14 protein-coding genes are annotated in these 17,156 nt (G+C 69.4%); 7 read left to right on the forward strand and 7 right to left on the reverse strand.

Annotated elements, in window-relative coordinates; genetic code table 11:
* Positions 1-140 precede the first annotated feature (140 nt).
* Positions 141-2,579: a 1,4-alpha-glucan branching enzyme gene (glgB, locus tag ACY34J_RS16325; protein WP_462727215.1), complete on the forward strand. Its 2,439-nt coding sequence runs from the start codon at positions 141-143 to the stop codon at positions 2,577-2,579.
* A 121-nt stretch (positions 2,580-2,700) separates the two neighbouring features.
* Here glgB and ACY34J_RS16330 read toward each other — a convergent pair whose 3' ends face one another.
* Positions 2,701-4,092: a cation:dicarboxylate symporter family transporter gene (locus tag ACY34J_RS16330; protein WP_462727267.1), complete on the reverse strand. Its 1,392-nt coding sequence runs from the start codon at positions 4,090-4,092 to the stop codon at positions 2,701-2,703.
* A gap of 378 nt (positions 4,093-4,470) precedes the next feature.
* On the opposite strand from ACY34J_RS16330, the gene ACY34J_RS16335 reads away from it, so the two are divergent.
* Positions 4,471-6,144 carry a sensor histidine kinase gene (locus ACY34J_RS16335; RefSeq protein ID WP_462727216.1) on the forward strand — a complete coding sequence of 558 codons (1,674 nt, stop codon included), beginning with the start codon at positions 4,471-4,473 and terminating at the stop codon, positions 6,142-6,144.
* Between the two features lie 73 nt (positions 6,145-6,217).
* Positions 6,218-6,919 carry a response regulator gene (locus tag ACY34J_RS16340; protein WP_462727217.1) on the forward strand — a complete coding sequence of 234 codons (702 nt, stop codon included), beginning with the start codon at positions 6,218-6,220 and terminating at the stop codon, positions 6,917-6,919.
* 107 nt (positions 6,920-7,026) lie between these two features.
* Here the strand turns inward: ACY34J_RS16340 and ACY34J_RS16345 are convergent, their stop codons facing one another.
* Together ACY34J_RS16345 and ACY34J_RS16350 are read right to left on the reverse strand one after the other, a co-directional pair.
* Entirely contained in the window at positions 7,027-8,511 is a 1,485-nt protein-coding gene (locus tag ACY34J_RS16345) for a hypothetical protein (RefSeq protein WP_462727218.1), read from the reverse strand.
* On the reverse strand, positions 8,508-9,188 hold the full coding sequence (locus ACY34J_RS16350) for a hypothetical protein (RefSeq protein ID WP_462727219.1): 681 nt from the start codon (positions 9,186-9,188) through the stop codon (positions 8,508-8,510). Before ACY34J_RS16350 ends, ACY34J_RS16345 begins: the two co-directional genes overlap by 4 nt.
* Before the next feature lie 426 nt (positions 9,189-9,614).
* Between ACY34J_RS16350 and ACY34J_RS16355 the strand changes: the two genes are divergently transcribed.
* The gene (locus ACY34J_RS16355; protein ID WP_462727220.1) at positions 9,615-10,325 is read left to right on the forward strand and encodes a helix-turn-helix domain-containing protein; all 711 of its coding nucleotides are present in this window, start codon (positions 9,615-9,617) and stop codon (positions 10,323-10,325) included.
* 36 nt (positions 10,326-10,361) lie between these two features.
* Here ACY34J_RS16355 and ACY34J_RS16360 read toward each other — a convergent pair whose 3' ends face one another.
* A complete protein-coding gene (locus ACY34J_RS16360; RefSeq protein WP_462727221.1) occupies positions 10,362-11,387 on the reverse strand; it encodes an ATP-dependent 6-phosphofructokinase in 1,026 nt (341 codons plus the stop codon).
* A 222-nt stretch (positions 11,388-11,609) separates the two neighbouring features.
* On the opposite strand from ACY34J_RS16360, the gene ACY34J_RS16365 reads away from it, so the two are divergent.
* Together ACY34J_RS16365 and pyk are read left to right on the forward strand one after the other, a co-directional pair.
* Positions 11,610-12,785 (forward strand): acetate kinase, encoded by a 1,176-nt coding sequence (locus tag ACY34J_RS16365; RefSeq protein WP_462727222.1) that lies wholly within the window; start codon positions 11,610-11,612, stop codon positions 12,783-12,785.
* Positions 12,786-12,842: 57 nt separating this feature from the next.
* Positions 12,843-14,270 carry a pyruvate kinase gene (gene pyk, locus ACY34J_RS16370; RefSeq protein WP_462727223.1) on the forward strand — a complete coding sequence of 476 codons (1,428 nt, stop codon included), beginning with the start codon at positions 12,843-12,845 and terminating at the stop codon, positions 14,268-14,270.
* Between the two features lie 81 nt (positions 14,271-14,351).
* Here pyk and ACY34J_RS16375 read toward each other — a convergent pair whose 3' ends face one another.
* A complete protein-coding gene (locus ACY34J_RS16375; RefSeq protein ID WP_462727224.1) occupies positions 14,352-15,005 on the reverse strand; it encodes a hypothetical protein in 654 nt (217 codons plus the stop codon).
* On the opposite strand from ACY34J_RS16375, the gene ACY34J_RS16380 reads away from it, so the two are divergent.
* Entirely contained in the window at positions 14,974-15,432 is a 459-nt protein-coding gene (locus tag ACY34J_RS16380; RefSeq protein WP_462727225.1) for a hypothetical protein, read from the forward strand. The genes ACY34J_RS16375 and ACY34J_RS16380 overlap by 32 nt on opposite strands.
* Before the next feature lie 180 nt (positions 15,433-15,612).
* On the opposite strand, the gene ACY34J_RS16385 is transcribed toward ACY34J_RS16380, so the two are convergent.
* Together ACY34J_RS16385 and ACY34J_RS16390 are read right to left on the reverse strand one after the other, a co-directional pair.
* On the reverse strand, positions 15,613-16,131 hold the full coding sequence (locus ACY34J_RS16385; RefSeq protein ID WP_462727226.1) for a DUF6114 domain-containing protein: 519 nt from the start codon (positions 16,129-16,131) through the stop codon (positions 15,613-15,615).
* A 92-nt stretch (positions 16,132-16,223) separates the two neighbouring features.
* Positions 16,224-16,841: a DUF6230 family protein gene (locus ACY34J_RS16390; RefSeq protein WP_462727227.1), complete on the reverse strand. Its 618-nt coding sequence runs from the start codon at positions 16,839-16,841 to the stop codon at positions 16,224-16,226.
* Positions 16,842-17,156 lie beyond the last annotated feature (315 nt).

Raw genomic sequence — 17,156 nt, forward strand, 5'->3', positions numbered from 1 at the left:
GTTCTGCCCCCGGTGGCCGGGCTGCTCGTCCCCCAGCGGGGCTGGCGGCCCGGCCCCGGGCCGCCCCGTGTGCCCGCGCCGGGCCCGCCGCTCCGCGACCCCGGCACCCCCATTACCCGCCCTCCGAGGAGGACTCACTCGTGACCGCCCGCCCGCCGTCCCATCACCGTCCGTCCGATGAAGGTCTCCCGGCACCGGGGGGCGAGAGCCGGGCTGCCGAACCGGCAGCGGAACGAGCCGCACCCCGGACGAAGTCCCAGCAGAACGCGCCGACGCTGCCGCGCCGCCAGGGGGCGGCCCCGAGGGCCACCACCCGTCGAACGCCGGCGGCCAAGCACGCCGTCAAGCCCGCGTCCGCCGAAACCGCGGACCGGGGCGCTCGGCCCGCCCCCGAGCTGGACGGCGGTGAGCGGCACCGGCTGCTCAGCGGCCCGCACCACGATCCGCACTCGCTCCTCGGGGCACACCCGCTCCCCGACAGCGGCGGGATCTGCTTCCGCGTCCTGCGCCCGTTCGCGCGCTCCGTCACCCTCGTCACGCAGGACGGCGTACGGGCGGATCTGTTCTCCGAAGGCGACGGCTTCTTCGCCGCCGTACTGCCGCTGACCGAGATCCCCGACTACCACTTCCTCGTCGCCTACGAGGGTGCCGAGCAGGAGTTCGGCGACCCGTACCGCTTTCTGCCCGCGCTCGGCGAGTTGGATCTGCACCTCATCGGCGAGGGCCGCCATGAGCAGCTGTGGCAGGCCCTCGGCGCACAGGTGATGACGCACCAGGGCGTGACCGGCACCCGCTTCACCGTCTGGGCCCCCAACGCCCGCGGCGTCCGGCTCGCCGGTGACTTCAACTGCTGGGACGGTACGGGCCTGCCCATGCGTTCGCTCGGCGGCAGCGGGGTGTGGGAGCTGTTCGTCCCCGGCTTCGGCGAGGGCCTGCGCTACAAGTTCGAGATCATCCGGCCCGACGGCAGCCACTCCCTGCGGGCCGACCCGATGGCGCGCCGCACCGAATGCCCGCCCGACACCGCCTCGGTCGTCACCGTCTCCCACCACCAGTGGCGGGACCAGGAGTGGCTGGCCCACCGCGGCGATGTGCCCACCCACCGGGCGCCGTTCTCCGTCTACGAGGTGCACCTGCCGTCCTGGCGGCCCGGCCTGAACTACCGGGAGCTGGCCGAGCAGCTTCCCGCGTACGTCAAGGACCTGGGCTTCACGCATGTGGAGCTGATGCCGGTCGCCGAGCACCCGTACAGCCCATCCTGGGGCTACCAGGTCACCTCGTACTACGCGCCCACCGCCCGCCTCGGCAGCCCCGACGACTTCAAGTACCTGGTCGACGCGCTGCACCAGGCCGGCATCGGTGTCATCGTCGACTGGGTGCCGGCCCACTTCCCCAAGGACGACTGGGCGCTGGCCGGCTTCGACGGGACCGCGCTGTACGAACATCCGGACCCGCAGCGCGCCGAGCACCCGGACTGGGGCACGCTGGAGTTCGACTACGGGCGGACGGAGGTCCGTAACTTCCTCGTCGCGAACGCCGTCTACTGGTGCGAGGAGTTCCATATCGACGGTCTGCGCGTCGATGCCGTCGCCTCGATGCTCTATCTCGACTACTCGCGCGAGAGCGGCCAGTGGAGCCCGAACGAGTTCGGCGGGCGGGAGAACCTGGACGCCGTCGCCTTCCTGCAGGAGATGAACGCCACCGTCTACCGGCGCTGCCCGGGTGTGGTGACCATCGCCGAGGAGTCCACGGCCTGGGACGGGGTCACGCGCCCCACCCACCACATCGGGCCGCACGGCCACGGCGGCCTCGGCTTCGGTCTGAAGTGGAACATGGGCTGGATGCACGACTCCCTCGTCTACATGTCAAAGGACCCCGTCCACCGCAAGTACCACCACAACGAGATGACGTTCTCGATGGTGTACGCATACAGCGAGAACTACGTCCTGCCGATCTCCCACGACGAGGTGGTGCACGGCAAACAGGCGCTGGTGTCGAAGATGCCGGGCGACTGGTGGCAGCGGCGGGCCAACCTCCGCGCGTATCTGGGCTTCATGTGGGCGCACCCGGGCAAGCAACTGCTCTTCATGGGGCAGGAGTTCGCGCAGGGCGCCGAGTGGTCGGAGGCGCACGGCCCGGAGTGGTGGCTGCTGGACGACTCCTACCACTCGGCGGGCGACCACCGCGGCGTTCAGAACCTGGTCCGGGAGCTCAACCGGATCTACGCTCCTACGCCCTCGCTGTGGCAGCGGGACACCGACCCGGGTGGCTTCGAGTGGGTCGAGGGGGATGCGTGGGAGGACAACGTCTTCGCGTTCCTGCGGTACGACACGGATGGCGCACCGCTGTTGTCCGTCAGCAACTTCTCGCCGGTGGTCCGGCACGACTACCGGTTCGGGGTGCCGGAGCACATCCCCGTCTGGCAGGAGGTGCTCAACACGGACAGCGGGCGCTTCGGCGGCAGTGATGTCCACAACCCGGGCCCGGTGAAGTCCGAGCCGACGCCCTGGCACGGCCGCCCGGCGAGCATCAGTCTCGTCCTGCCACCCCTGGCGACGACCTGGCTGCGGCCTGCCTGACATCCGTACGGGACCCGGTCCGACCACAGCGATCGGACCGGGCCCCACGGGCTGCCGGGGTGACCGTGTGCCTGTGAACGGCGAAGGGGCCGGGCCTTCCCGCCCCCTCCGGGCAGTCCGCTCAGACAGCCGCGGGCTCCTTGGCTCCGCCCTCGCGCTGGTCCGGCACTCCGGCCGGCTCGCCGTGCCCGTCGTCGACCAGCGTCGTCTCGTCGAACGGCAGCTTCCCGGCGAGCACATCAGCCGCCCGGTCCTTGTCGATCTCCTTGGTCCAGGTCCCGATCAGGACGGTCGCCACCGCGTTGCCCGCGAAGTTCGTCAGCGCCCGCGCCTCGCTCATGAAGCGGTCGATGCCCACGATCAGACCCACACCGTCGAGCAGTTCGGGCCGGTGCGACTGCAGGCCGCCGGCGAGGGTGGCCAAGCCGGCGCCCGTGACACCCGCCGCGCCCTTGGAGGCGATGACCATGAAGAGCAGGAGCGAGATCTGCTCACCGAGCGCCAGCGGCTTGCCCATCGCCTCGGCGACGAACAGCGACGCCATGGTCAGGTAGATCGCGGTGCCGTCGAGGTTGAAGGAGTAGCCGGTCGGAACGGTGATGCCGGCGACGGGCCTGCTGACGCCCAGGTGCTCCATCTTCGCGATGAGCCGCGGCAGTGCCGACTCCGAAGAGGAGGTGGACAGGATCAGCAGGAACTCCCGCGCGAGGTACTTCAGCAGCGCGAAGAGGTTGATTCCGGCCACCAGCCGCAGCAGCGCGCCGAGGACGACGACCACGAAGAGCAGGCAGGTGACGTAGAAGCCGATCATGATGACGGCGAGGGACTTCAGGGCGTCCAGGCCCGTCTCCCCGACGACCGCCGCGATCGCGCCGAACGCACCGACCGGCGCCACCCACATGATCATGGACAGGACTCGGAAGACCAGCCGCTGCAGGTGCCCGATGCCCCGCAGTACCGGCTCACCGGCCGGCCCCATGGCCTGCAGTGCGAAGCCGACGAGCAGGGCGACCAGCAGCGTCTGCAGCACCTCACCGCCGGTGAACGCGGAGAACAGCGTGGTCGGGATGATGCCGAGCAGGAAGTCGGCGGTGGACCCGCCGGCCCCTTCGGCCTGGGCCTCACCGGCGTGGCGCGCGGCCTCCGTCAGATGCAGCCCGGACCCGGGCTCGAGGATGTTGCCGACCACCAGGCCGATCCCGAGCGCGATGGTGGACATCACCATGAAGTAGCCGAGCGCGAGCCCGCCCACCGCACCGACCTTCGCGGCCTTGCGGACCGACCCCACACCGAGCACGATCGTGCAGAAGATGATCGGCGAGATCATCATCTTGATCAGGTTCACAAAGCCGGTGCCCAGCGGCTTGAGCTCCACGGCCACGTCGGGCGCGGCGAACCCCACCGCGATGCCCACGAGCACCGCGCCGATCACGGCGAGGTAGAGGTAGTGGGTCCGGTCCCTCCCCCAGCGCTTCGCCTGGGAGGTGCCCCCAGTACGGCCCTGTGGCGGGATGGTGTTCGCAGCCACGGCTGCCTCCTCGTTCCTGTCCTGGGTTACGTGCAGTACGTGCGGCTCACGTCCTGGTCCAGCGCTCGGCTCGCCTCCGGGGCTCAGGCCCCCTGCCGACGCTCTCCCCCAGCCTTCGGCCGGGTGGGGGTACCCCCAGCGGTAGCTGGGGGAGTGCCCCACGACAGCTGCGCTCTGTCGCTCGTTCCTCGCTCCGACGCTTGGCCTCGTCGCTTCCGGCAGGGGCGCGCCCCTTGGCTCGACGTCCCGGTGACTATGCATCCGCCTTGTGACGCCCGTCACCCTTACGTTCATTTCGTTCACGCACGGGCTTTCGCGGGACGGTTTTTCCGCCGTACGGAACCGCCAGGCAGACTGGGCGGCATGCGCATACCCCGTCCCCGCAGCCTGGCCGGCCAGCTCTTCGCCATGCAGGTCGTGCTGGTCGCGCTCGTGGTGGCCGGATGCGCGGTGTTCGCCTATGTCACCGCGCGGCACCAGGCCGAGGACGCGGCACGCCGCCATACGACGGCCGCCGCCCGGGCCGTGGCCGACTCCCCGTCGGTCCGGCGCGCCATCCGCTCTACCGATCCGTCGGCCGCGCTCCAGCCGTATGCCGAGCGGGTCCGGCGGGACACGGGGGTGGCCTTCGTCACGATCATGAATCCGGACGGCATCCGCTGGACCCACCCGGACCCCGAGCAGATCGGCGGGCAGTTCCTCGGGCACACCGGCATCGCGTTGCGGGGCGGGACGTTCACCGAGACCTACACCGGCACCCTCGGCCCGTCCGTACGCGCGGTGACCCCCATCCGGGACGGCGGGCGGATCGTCGGGCTGGTCAGCGCCGGCATCACGGTGGAGCGGATCAGCGCCCAGGTGCGGCGCCAGATGATCCCGCTCGCCGGCGTGGCGCTGGGCGCGCTGGCGCTGGGCGGCATCGGCACGTATGTGATCAACGCCCGGCTGCGCCGCCATACGCACGGCATGAACGCCACCGAGCTGAGCCGGATGCACGACTACCACCAGGCCGCGCTGCACGCGGTGCGCGAGGGGCTGCTGATGCTCGACGGGCAGCGCCGGATCGCTTTGATCAATGACGGCGGCCGGGAGCTGCTGGGGGTCGGCGAGGACGCCGTGGGGCGCAATGTCGCCGAACTCGGACTGCCCGCCCCGCTGACCGGCGCGCTGCTGGCCGCGGAGCCGCGGGTCGACCAGGTGCATCTGACCGCCGACCGGATCCTGGTCGTCAACACCTCGCCGGTCTCCAGCGGCGAGCAGCGCGGCACGGTGGTCACGCTGCGCGATCACACCGAGCTGCAGGCGCTCTCCGGCGAGCTGGACTCCGTACGCGGCTTCGCCGAGGCCCTGCGCTCCCAGGCGCATGAGGCCGCGAACCGGCTGCACACCGTCGTCTCGCTGATCGAACTGGGGCGCGTGGACGACGCGGTGGAGTTCGCCACGGCCGAGCTGGAGCTGGCGCAGGCGCTCACCGACCAGGTGGTGGCGGCGGTCGCGGAGCCGGTCCTGGCGGCTCTGCTGCTCGGTAAGGCGGCGCAGGCCAACGAGCGCGGTGTGGAGCTGCTTCTGGCCCCGGACAGCCGGATCGACGACGGTGTGCTCCCGGACTCGCTGCCCGCCCGCGACTTGGTGACGGTGCTCGGCAATCTCGTCGACAATGCGATCGACGCCGCCGCCGAGGGATTGGCCCCGGACGCGCCGGCGCCCGGCGGAACCCCGGCCGGCCACGCGACCGCCCGGACACAGCGCCGGGCCCGGGTCACCGTCACGGCACGGGTCGCTGATGGTGTGCTGGAGCTCCGGGTCGCGGATACGGGCCCCGGAGTGGACGCGGACTCGGTGGAGGAAGTCTTCCGGCGCGGCTGGAGCACGAAGGCCGCGGGCCCGGCCGGACCGGGCATCGGCCGTGGCCTGGGGCTGACTCTGGTGCGGCAGGCCGTACGTCGCAATGGCGGCACGATCGCGCTGGACCGGGCACCGGAGGGCGGCGCCCGGTTCACCGTACGGCTTCCGCTGACCGTGGAGGTGCCCGCATGAGCCGGAGACCGGTCTGCCCCGCCCGAAGAGCCTCGTCGGCCGTCTCGGCCACCGGCCCGAGGGAGGCCCTGGTATGAGCGCGCCGCAGGCGGACCGTGGACCCATCCGGGTGCTCGTCGTCGAGGACGACCCTGTCGCCGCGGACGCACACCGGCTCTATGTCGAGCGGGTGCCCGGCTTCACCGTCGCCGGGACCGCGCACTCCGGTGGGGAGGCGCGCCGGCATCTGGAACGGGAGCCCGTCGACCTGCTGTTGCTCGACCTCTACCTTCCGGACGGGCACGGGCTGCAGCTCGTACGGTCGCTGCGGGCCGCGGGGCACACGGCGGATGTGATCGCCGTGACCTCCGCGCGCGATCTGGCCGTCGTACGCGAGGGCGTCTCGCTCGGCGTCGTGCAGTACGTGCTGAAGCCGTTCACCTTCGCCACCCTGCGGGACCGGCTCGTCCGGTACGCCGAGTTCCGCGCGACCGCAGGCGAGGCCAGCGGCCAGGACGAGGTGGACCGGGCGCTCGCAGCCCTGCGTGCGCCCCAACCGGCCTCCCTGCCCAAGGGGTTGAGCGGGCCGACCCTCAAAGCGGTGACACGGGCGCTGCGCGAGGCCGGCGACGACGGCATCACGGCGAGCGCGGCCGGTGCTCAGGTCGGCATCTCGCGGATCACAGCGCGCCGCTATCTGGAGCATCTGGTGGACGCGGGGCGGGCCGAACGGCGCCCGCAGTACGGGCAGATCGGCCGCCCGGAGCTGTGTTACCGCTGGCTCACCCGGCACTGAACTCACCTTCTTCCGGCGCCCCGGCAATGGCCCGTGCCCCATCGGTGAACAACCCGGACCTGCACGCTGCTGAGCAGGACATGGCTGTTGTGCTCTCAGGATCGTTTTCAAGAGGCCGCGCCCGTACGGAACTTACCGAGCTGAACTGCCATGGGAATGGCGCACAGAAGTGCACCCACGACGGCGACCCACGGCCTCCATACGGCATTGACCGGCATCAGCAAGGCGGCCAGGCAGGCTGACGCAGCCAGGAGACACACCACGGTCAGCGGCGGAACCGAGACGGGCCAGGAGGCGCCCAGGTCGAGCAGCTGCATCCTGCGCTGCGGATCCACCGGCAGGCTGCGTACCTCGCCCCTGGGAAGCCGCTTCACCACATCCGATCGCAGTTCGCCGGGGATCTCCCATCCTTCGTCGCTGATGAAGGCCGCACGCAGCGGCTGCTTCCTGGCACCGCTCGCGTCCGAGCCGTCAATGGGCTCCCAGACCAGCCAGCCCCCGGCATCCCGGAGTACCTCGGCCGCTTCGTCCGGGCAGGCGAACTGATCAAACGGGATGGCACGACTTCCGCCCGCCGGCCAGAGGAAGAGCCTCAGCCGCGAAGCGGCAGTGTCATCGTCCCCGGAGCCCATGGAAGCGGTCTTCCTCGCGGCAGCGGCGCCCTGCGCCGTTACCCGGGCCCCGGGCACCTCCTGAACTCCCGCAATGCGTACAGCGCTGAGAGCGGAGGCGACGGTCCGGTCTCTGACAGGTTTCGATGCACGAAGCAGACCCCATACTACGGAGGCTCCTATCAGAAGCCCCACCGCCAGTGCCACGTACGTAAATACAGCAGCGAATGGCATGCTCAGCGTGCGTCCGTGGAGCTGACGCTCCACCTCACTTCTCCAATCGTCGCCAATTGCTCCCAGTTCCGGCTCAGAGGGCGAATAGGCGACGAATATGGCTTCACCGGGCTCCAACAGGTGCCCCGTCTGCGCACGGAAGGTGACTGTAGCTCCTGCGGTATTCCCTACTACAGGCAGTCGGACTGTGTAGTCAGCCTTTACATCGTCTTTGTTGCTCTGTCCATGCTCGACATCGGCCGCCATCACCACCTTGGCCTCGGTGACCTCTGCCCCCGCGGTGCTGAGTTCGCGCGCCCGCTCCGACTGGCCCGGGGTGGCGATACCCACGGCCACCCAGAGCACCACGGCGAAGATCCCCGCAATGAGAGAGCTCGCCGACCACACCCCGCTCCATCCAATCCCTTGAAGTCGGGCAGGAGCCGATGCACTTCCGTACTGGCTCTTGGACCGTGTCCGGGACAGGGTGGCGCGATAGGCACGCACCCGGCTTGGCGCCCCAGCCAGGGCACTCACCAGGCCCACTGCAGCGACAGATGCCACGAGGAGGGCGAACGCCCCCCAGATGACCCCATCACGCAGCGGTCCTTCACCAAGAAATGTCCAGCTGGTGACAATCGCCAGGACGGTCACCGGCAACGTGACGGACGCCGTACGCCCGATGATCACGGCAGGCGTATGGAATCGCTCAACCCCGGTGTTGTTGTCGCCGGTCGAACACGTCGTATCGCCTCTCGTATGTGTCATCCGAAGACCTCAGAGAGTGACGTGTTCTGGGCGTCCCTGCGGATGCGTTCAGCCTGTTCCTGGTGCAATTGATTCACCGGCTGCCTTCTTTCCTTTTCTTGCTCCTCGGCGTTGGGGTCCCCGTTGAGCCAGGCGTCGGCGTCTTTCACCTGGTTTCCTGCGGTACCCGCCACAAGATTGATCGGCTTGTTGACCAGGAGGTCGCCGGCAGCATCCACTTCCCCTGCGGTTGCACCGCCAGCCTGCGCATCCAGACCCACGCCGTCCGTGACATTCTTCGTTGCAGCGCCACCCGCAGCACCGCCGGCGGCGCCCCCGACCGCTCCAATGGCCATCTGGGACCCATCGAATTTCTTACCATCGAGGAGATTGTTGGTGGTGTCCCCGGCAACGCTGCCGAGCGCACCTCCGGTCATGCCTTCGAGCATCTGCGCTCCGGCGCCACCACCGGCACGCGAGAACAGCTTGCCCGCGGCGGCGCCTCCGACCATGCCCCAAGCGCCGTTGACTGCGTTGTCCCGGGCCTCAAGCCCCTTGCCGCTCAACGCGCTGGTCGCCATACCGGTGCCCACTTCGCCCGCATACTGTCCGGCGACCTTTACGCCAATCCGCCCCAGGGGGCCCAGGCGTGTGAACGCTGCGGAAGTACGGATTGCCTTGAAGGTGTTCGCGACCATCTGGAGAATACGGCCGAGAGTCTGCGCCGCCTTGGCCGTTGCACTTGGTCGTGACACTCAACTCGTCATGCTTCCAGCCCTGTCCGGAGCTCGCATGACCATGGAACACAGCACACTAGCGGCCCCCTCCAGCCACTTCAGTTCCACCCTGGCAACGTTCGCTCCACGACTTCACAATCCGCACGCATTCCCCTCGAATTGGCGCGGTCCAGCCACTCCGCCGGACCCGCGACGGCTGATCAGCAAGATCCACCTGGCCTGCGACGGGCGGGGGCGGCCTGGCCATCGGCGTTCTGACGGCCCGCCGCGCCGGAGGCGGATTTGCACTCCCCGGACCTGTCAAGGGCTGACATCTCCGTGCGTTTCTACGAGTTGTGACCTTGGGTGAAGGCACCGTGGTCATACTCGCGAGTAGGTCCATAGCGTGTGATCGTGCACGAGATCCAGCCATTCCAGTCCCGTCGGCCGCCCTTCGACGGCACCGCCGCACGGCGGCTGCGCGAGGCCCTGGGGATGGCGCACAGCCATGTCGCCTACGGCATCTGGGCCGCGTACGGCATCCACGTCGCCCCCGCGACCATCGCCGCCTGGGAGCTGGGCGAGGAGTCGCCGACCGACGCCGAGCTGACCGCCCTGGCCGGGGCCCTGTGGTGTGCCCCCAGCGAGCTGCTGGGCAGGCCGGGCACGCTGCGCGAACACCGGATGGCCCAGGGCCTGGCAGCGGCCGACCTGGCGATGCGGATCGGGATGGATCCGCACGATTACGGGCGGATCGAGCGGACCGGCCGCTGGACGGGAAACGACCGGCAGGCCGCGGCCCTGGCCGAGGTGCTGAAGCTGCCCGTGCCGGAGTTCATCGAGATCACCGGCCGGGCCGAAGCGCTGGCGGAGCTGCTGCGCAGTGCCGTGACAACCCGCTGGCAGGGGTACGTCAAGCCGGTCAGCAAGCTGGTCTCGCTCCCCCGGCGCCAGGTCGAGAAGGTCATGCAACAGCTGCACGGCGACTATCAGTCGCGCACGATCTCCACGCTCAACTGGGGTGGCGTGGGCGCCGGCCAGGAGGCGTCATCGGGCGAGGCGGGGCGCGCCTTCCTCGACGGGATCCTGACGCTGTTCTGGGAGCAGCTCGCCCTCTGACCGGTCACAGCCTTCGTACGATCAGCCGGGCAGCGGTCAGAAGACGGACTCGGCCTCGTCCATCCGGTTCGCAGGCACCGTCTTCAGTGTGGTGACGGCCTCGGCCAGCGGGACCATGATGATGTCGGTGCCGCGCAGCGCTGTCATCATCCCGAACTCGCCACGGTGCACTGCCTCGACGGCGTGCCAGCCGAATCGGGTGGCCAGGACGCGGTCGTACGCGGTCGGGGTGCCGCCGCGCTGGACATGGCCCAGGATGACCGGCCTGGCCTCCTTCCCCAGCCGCTTCTCCAGCTCGGCCGCCAGGCGGTTGCCGATCCCGGCGAAGCGCTCGTGCCCGTACTGATCGATCTCACCGACCTCGTACGGCATCGAGCCCTCGGCCGGGTGGGCGCCCTCGGCGACGCAGATCACGGCGAACTTCTTGCCCCGCGCGAAGCGCTCCTCCACCATCCGGCACAGGTCGTCGACCTCGAACTTCCGCTCCGGCAGGCAGATGCCGTGGGCACCGCCGGCCATGCCGGCGGTGAGCGCGATCCAGCCCGCATGGCGCCCCATGACCTCGACGACCATGACGCGCTGGTGCGATTCGGCGGTGGTCTTGAGCCGGTCGATGGCCTCGGTGGCGACGCCGACCGCGGTGTCGAAACCGAAGGTGCGGTCCGTGCCGGAGATGTCGTTGTCGATCGTCTTGGGCACGCCGACCACCGGTATGCCGGCCTCGGAGAGCATCCGGGCCGCCGTGAGGGTGCCCTCGCCGCCGATCGGGATGAGCGCGTCGAGGCTCAGCTCCCGGCGCAGCTCCTCGGCGTTCTCGGTGGCCTCGCTGAGCCGGGCGCGCTCCAGCCGGGACGAGCCGAGGATGGTGCCGCCGCGGACCAGGATGCCGCTGACCGCGTCGAGGTCAAGCTTGCGATACCGGCGCTCGATAAGACCCTTGAAGCCGTCCTCGAAGCCGATCACCTCGTCGCCATGGCCGGTCAGGGCGCGGTGCACAACCGACCGGATCACGGCGTTCAGGCCGGGACAGTCGCCCCCTGCGGTGAGAACTCCGATACGCATCGCGCTGTCTCTCCTGCTCTGGGGTTCCCCATGCCGGCAGGCCCGGGGATGTGCAATGTCGATTCTTTCACGGCCTCCGCGCCGCCGACGGCCCGCCCATGAGCGAGCGCTATATCCAGCGTGACAGGTATTGTCAAGACGCGGGCGGGTCCATCGCGGATCTTTACATCACCGCCATCCAGGCCCAGGGCCGGCAGGCCCGACACAGGAAGCACACACCGCGTGAACTCCAAGCCGCACAGGGACAGCACGGGCGCCCGCGTCCTGGTCCTCAACTCCGGCTCCTCGTCGGTCAAGTACCAGCTGCTCGACATGACCGACGGACACCGGCTGGCGTCCGGCATCGTCGAGCGGATCGGCGAGGGCCCGGTCGCGGACCACTCCGCCGCCCTCAAGCAGGTCTCGGACGAGCTGGCCGCGCAGGGACTGGGCCTGGACTCCGCGCAGCTGGCGGCGGTCGGCCACCGGGTGGTGCACGGCGGGACCCGGTTCACCGAGCCGACGCTCATCACGGACGAGGTGATCGCGGAGATCGAGAAGCTGATCCCGCTGGCGCCGCTGCACAACCCGGCGAACGTCACCGGCATCAAGGTGGCCCGCGCGCTGCGCCCGGACCTGCCGCAGATCGCGGTCTTCGACACCGCGTTCCACGCCACGATCCCGGAGGACGCGGCGCGCTACGCGATCGACACCGCGGTCGCGGACGCGTACGGGGTACGGCGCTACGGCTTCCACGGCACCTCGCACGCGTATGTCTCCCGGGCGACGGCCAAGCTGCTCGGCAAGGACCCCTCCGAGATCAATGTGATCGTGCTGCACCTGGGCAACGGCTGCAGCGCCTCCGCCGTACGGGGCGGGGAGTGCGTGGAGACCTCCATGGGCCTGACCCCGCTGGAGGGCCTGGTCATGGGGACCCGCAGCGGTGACATCGACCCGGCGATCGTCTTCCACCTCACCCGGGTCGGCGGGATGTCGCCGGAAGAGGTCGACACCCTGCTGAACAAGCGCAGCGGGCTGCTGGGCCTGTGCGGCGACAACGACATGCGGGAGATCGGCCGCCGGATGGGCGAGGGCGACGAGGCGGCCCAGGTCGCCTTCGATGTCTATGTTCACCGGCTGCGCAAGTATGTGGGTGCGTATACCGCGGTACTGGGACGAGTGGACGCGATCGCGTTCACCGCGGGCGTGGGCGAGAACTCGCCGGCCGTACGAGGGGCGGCAATGCACGGGCTTGAGGGCCTGGGCATCGAGGTGGACACGGTGCGCAACGCCGTACGGGCCTCGGCGGCGCGGCTGATCTCGACGAAGCGCAGCCGGGTCGCGGTGGCCGTGGTCCCCACCAACGAGGAACTGGAAATCGCAACTCAGGCATATGCCCTGGTCAGCGGGCAGTCCTAGGGCATTCGCACAGCCGGAATATTCCGCTTGTAAACAAACATCGATAGGATCGTCCTCATGCGCCGTTCCAAAATCGTCTGCACGCTGGGCCCCGCCGTCGACTCCTACGAACAGCTCAAGTCGCTGATCGAGGCCGGCATGAACGTGGCCCGTTTCAACATGAGCCACGGGACCCACCCGGAGCACGAGGAGCGTTACCACCGCCTCCGCAAAGCCGCGGAGGAGACCGGCCGCGCTGTCGGCACGCTGGCCGACCTCCAGGGGCCGAAGATCCGCCTGGGTACCTTCTCGGAGGGCCCCGTCGAGCTGGTGCGCGGGGATGAGTTCACCCTCACCACCGAGGATGTCCCCGGCGACAAGAGCATCTGTAGCACCACCTACAAGGGCCTGCCGGGCGATGTCTCCAAGGGCGACACCATCCTGATCAACGACGGCGCGGTCGCGCTGCAGGTCATCGAGGTCGACGGGCCCCGGGTGCGCACCATCGTCATCGAGGGCGGCGTGATCTCCGACCACAAGGGCATCAACCTGCCCGGTGTGCCGGTGAATGTCCCCGCACTGTCGGAGAAGGACGTCGAGGACTTGCGCTTCGCGCTGGCGATGGGCATCGACATGGTGGCGCTGTCCTTCGTCCGGGACGCGGCCGATGTCCGCGATGTACACCGGGTCATGGACGAGGTCGGCCGCCGGGTGCCGGTCATCGCCAAGGTGGAGAAACCGCAGGCCGTCGCGAACATGCAGGAAGTCGTGCTGGCCTTCGACGGCGTGATGGTCGCCCGCGGCGATCTGGCGGTGGAGTACCCGCTCGAGAAGGTGCCGATGGTTCAGAAGCGGCTGATCGAGCTGTGCCGCCGGAACGCCAAGCCGGTCATCGTCGCGACCCAGATGATGGAGTCGATGATCAACTCCTCGCGGCCGACCCGCGCGGAGGCCTCCGACGTGGCGAACGCGATCCTGGACGGCACGGACGCGGTGATGCTGTCCGCCGAGTCCTCGGTCGGCAAGTATCCGATCGAGACGGTGAAGACGATGTCGCGCATCGTCGAGGCCGCGGAGCATGAGCTGCTCTCGCGCGGACTGCAGCCGCTGGTGCCGGGCAAGAAGCCGCGCACCCAGGGCGGTTCGGTGGCGCGTGCGGCCTGCGAGATCGCGGACTTCCTGGGCGGCAAGGCGCTGATCGCCTTCACCAAGTCCGGGGACACCGCGCGCCGGCTGTGCCGCTACCGGGCCCAGCAGCCGATTCTGGCCTTCACCACCGACCTCTCGACACGCAACGTGCTGACACTGAGCTGGGGTGTGGAGTCCTTCGTCGTGCCGTATGTGGAGAGCACCGACGCGATGGTCGACCTGGTCGACGCCGAGCTGCTGAAGCTCAACCGCTACGACGAGGACGACATCCTGGTCATTACGGCGGGCTCCCCGCCCGGCGTCCCCGGCACCACCAACATGGTGCGGGTCCACCACCTGGGCGGCGGCGCCGGCTGACCGGCTGCCGTAGCACGGAAAACGGCTGTGGGCCGTCCCGGTCGGGACGGCCCACAGCCGTTTTCCGCAGTACCGAAGCGATCAGCCGGCGCTGTTGAACAGGTGCATGCCCGGCACGGTGAGCGTGCCGCCGAACTGGCCGGCCTGCACCACGTGCACATCGGTGAAGACCGCGACCGGCACATTCAGCGGGGGCGGCGTCTCGGGGCTGAAGGTGACGGGGATGAGCCCGAACAGATTGCCCTTCAGCTCCTCGGTGTACATCGTCACTGTGCCGTCGCGGATCGTGGAGGTGCTGCCTTCGCGGGCCTTCACATGGGAGACGGTGCCCTGCGGGCCGTCCACCAGCTGGTGCAGGTCCTTGATGTCCGTTTCCTTGGCGGTGAACTTCAGGACCTTCTTGACCTTGCCGCTGTACGTCCGGACCTCGACGATGCCCTCGAAGTCCAGGCCGCGCAGGGTGAGCCGCGAGCTCTCCAGCTGCCACGGCTTGTCAGGCAACAGCGGAATACCCTGTTCCAGTTTGGCGTTCGCCAGCGCCTCGGGGTCGGACGTCGGGCAAGGGAACGGCTGCTTGCCGTCCGCAGTGGCCGTCGTCGAGGAGGACGTGGCGGACTTCGACGCAGCAGACGTCGCGGTGTCCTTGACAGCCTCGACCTTGGCGCCGACCTGGTCCGCCGCCTTCTCGATGGCGTCCTTGGTCGTGGCCTGGGCGTCGCTCGCGGTCTTCTCCACGGTCGAGCCCGCGGAAGCCGTGCTGGAACTCGGCTTCGGCTCCGGGCTGGCGGTGGCCGAACTCGTCGGGGACGGGCTGGCGGAACTCTCCGTGGACGCGCTGTCCGACCCGCCGCCCAGGAGGCCCCCGAGCGCGTCCCCGACCCCCAGCGGATCGAGCGGGTTCCTGGACTGCGTCGGCGTCGGGCTCGGCGAGGCCGAGTCCGCGGGGGCCGTGTCCGATGTGCCGCCACTGCCGGACGAGGGCTGCGGAGCCTTCGTCGCCCCGGGGGACGGGCTCGCGGACGCGGACGGCTCCGCCGTAGGCGTGGGATCGGGCTTGGCCGACTCCGACGCCGACGGCGACTTCTGCGGATCCTCCGGCTCGTCGGACCGCGTGACGCATGGTCCTGGAGCGAAGGGGTTGCTCGGCAGTTCGTCGGCCTGAGCGAGCTTGGGGGTGAGGCCCATGCCCACGAACACCGCCGTGGGCATCGCGGCCAGGGCTATCGCCTTGCTCGCGGGTATCTGCAGCTTGGTCAGCAGTGACTTTCGGGGGGCCGCGTGGCGCGGCCCCGTTCGCACCCGGAAGTCCCCGCCGTGGGGAGCCCCGAGCAGGGTCTCCTCGTCATCGCGCACGGTGCCTCCCGCCGAGGGTGTCAGCGGTCTGCTCCGGCTGACCCGGGTACCAGTCGTCGGCCGGCGCGGGGCTCGGCGGGGTGTCCTGCTTCTCGGCCGACCCTTCCGCGGGCTCGCCCGGCGCCCATGCGATGGACAGGGCGCCACCGATCAGGCACAGCAGGAAACCGAAGAGGAATCCACCCAAGTTGGACACCGGGATGGAGACCAGGGCCAGCAGGATCGAGGCGACACCGGCGAACACCCGGACGATGTGGTGGAACCACATCGTCAACCCGAGTGTCACCAGCAGTACACCGATGATCAGCGATCCTGCACCGGCGGTGGTGGCCATGCGCACAGTGAGCTGGCCGACCTTGAGGTTGGCGTACGGCAGGTAGGCGATCGGCACTCCGCCGAGCATCGTCAGCAGGCCCGCCCAGAACGGCCTGCTGCCGCGCCAGTCGCGGAAGCGAAGCCGCCAGTATTCGATTCGGTGGGAACGCAGCCCTGGTGACTCGGCGCTCATGGAAAACAGCTCCCTGGGACCGGCGTTGTACAACAGTGTGGGGGGGGAAGGGCGGGCGGGAACACAGCGCTCCCCACCCGCCCGACGAGTGCCTAGTAGCACTCCTGGACGCCCTTGTGGAGCCTCATGCTGAGCCCGCTCAGCTTGAAAGTTCCGGCGCTGGTCGCCCACGCGGTCTGCTTGACGTCGGTCAGGGTGGCGCTGTCGGCCTCCTGAGCGAAGCCGGCAGGGCTTGCGTGGTCGCCCTTGTTGATACCCGGGCCCTTGGTGCTGGCACCGGCGGCGACACCGATGTTGATGTTGTGGAACGTGGCGTTGGCGTCAAGCTGCGCAACGTCGATGTACAGGTTCTCGGCCTCGACCGGGTCCTTCTGGCCGGCGTTCAGCTGCAGCGTCACCGTGCCGACGAGCGGGATGTCCGGCGTGACGACGGACTGGCACATGCCGTTGATCTTCGCGCTCTTGAACGCGGAGACAGCGACCGGGACGTTCTTCCCGCCGACCTGAGCGTCGTAGGCCCCGTACTGGACAAAGCCCTTGCCCTCGAGGCGCTCAGCCGCGACCTTGAACTGCTGGCCGGAGACGCTGAACGACGCTGCCAGGGCACCCTGCGAGAGGGCGACACCGATCGCGGCAGTCGCAGCGACGCTCGGCACCATGACCACGGCGAACCGCTTCCATCTGGTACCGCCACGAGTCGTGGACTCCATGACTTTCCTCCTTCTCGGACGTACATCTCCGGGCGGAGCTGGTGGGGACAGCCCTGACCTGGGATGGGAGAAGTGCTACGTCCTCGGGAAGAAGAGCGCCGTGGTCGGAGGAGCATCATGCATCTCAAACACCGGCGATCACCCCCGAGCGACAACCACTGGCCACGCTCGCGCGCAACCTGCTGGACAGGCCCTGCCAAACGACAGAGACCCCCCTGTCCAAGGCCGACCCTCCTGATCGCCGGCCTACTCGGTGGGGACCCGCCCCCCGCTGGTCCCAAGTTGTCGTCGGGCAGTGGGGAATGGACCGAGCTT

This window comes from Streptomyces sp. HSS9-12, from assembly GCF_054963655.1.

Coding starts and splice junctions, on each gene's coding strand:
- ACY34J_RS16340 (WP_462727217.1), top strand. CDS start 6,218: ATGAGCGCGCCGCAGGCGGACCGTGGACCCATCCGGGTGCTCGTCGTC.
- ACY34J_RS16345 (WP_462727218.1), bottom strand. CDS start 8,511: ATGACACATACGAGAGGCGATACGACGTGTTCGACCGGCGACAACAAC.
- pyk (WP_462727223.1), top strand. CDS start 12,843: ATGCGCCGTTCCAAAATCGTCTGCACGCTGGGCCCCGCCGTCGACTCC.
- ACY34J_RS16360 (WP_462727221.1), bottom strand. CDS start 11,387: ATGCGTATCGGAGTTCTCACCGCAGGGGGCGACTGTCCCGGCCTGAAC.
- ACY34J_RS16385 (WP_462727226.1), bottom strand. CDS start 16,131: ATGAGCGCCGAGTCACCAGGGCTGCGTTCCCACCGAATCGAATACTGG.
- ACY34J_RS16390 (WP_462727227.1), bottom strand. CDS start 16,841: ATGGAGTCCACGACTCGTGGCGGTACCAGATGGAAGCGGTTCGCCGTG.
- ACY34J_RS16335 (WP_462727216.1), top strand. CDS start 4,471: ATGCGCATACCCCGTCCCCGCAGCCTGGCCGGCCAGCTCTTCGCCATG.
- ACY34J_RS16350 (WP_462727219.1), bottom strand. CDS start 9,188: ATGGTCGCGAACACCTTCAAGGCAATCCGTACTTCCGCAGCGTTCACA.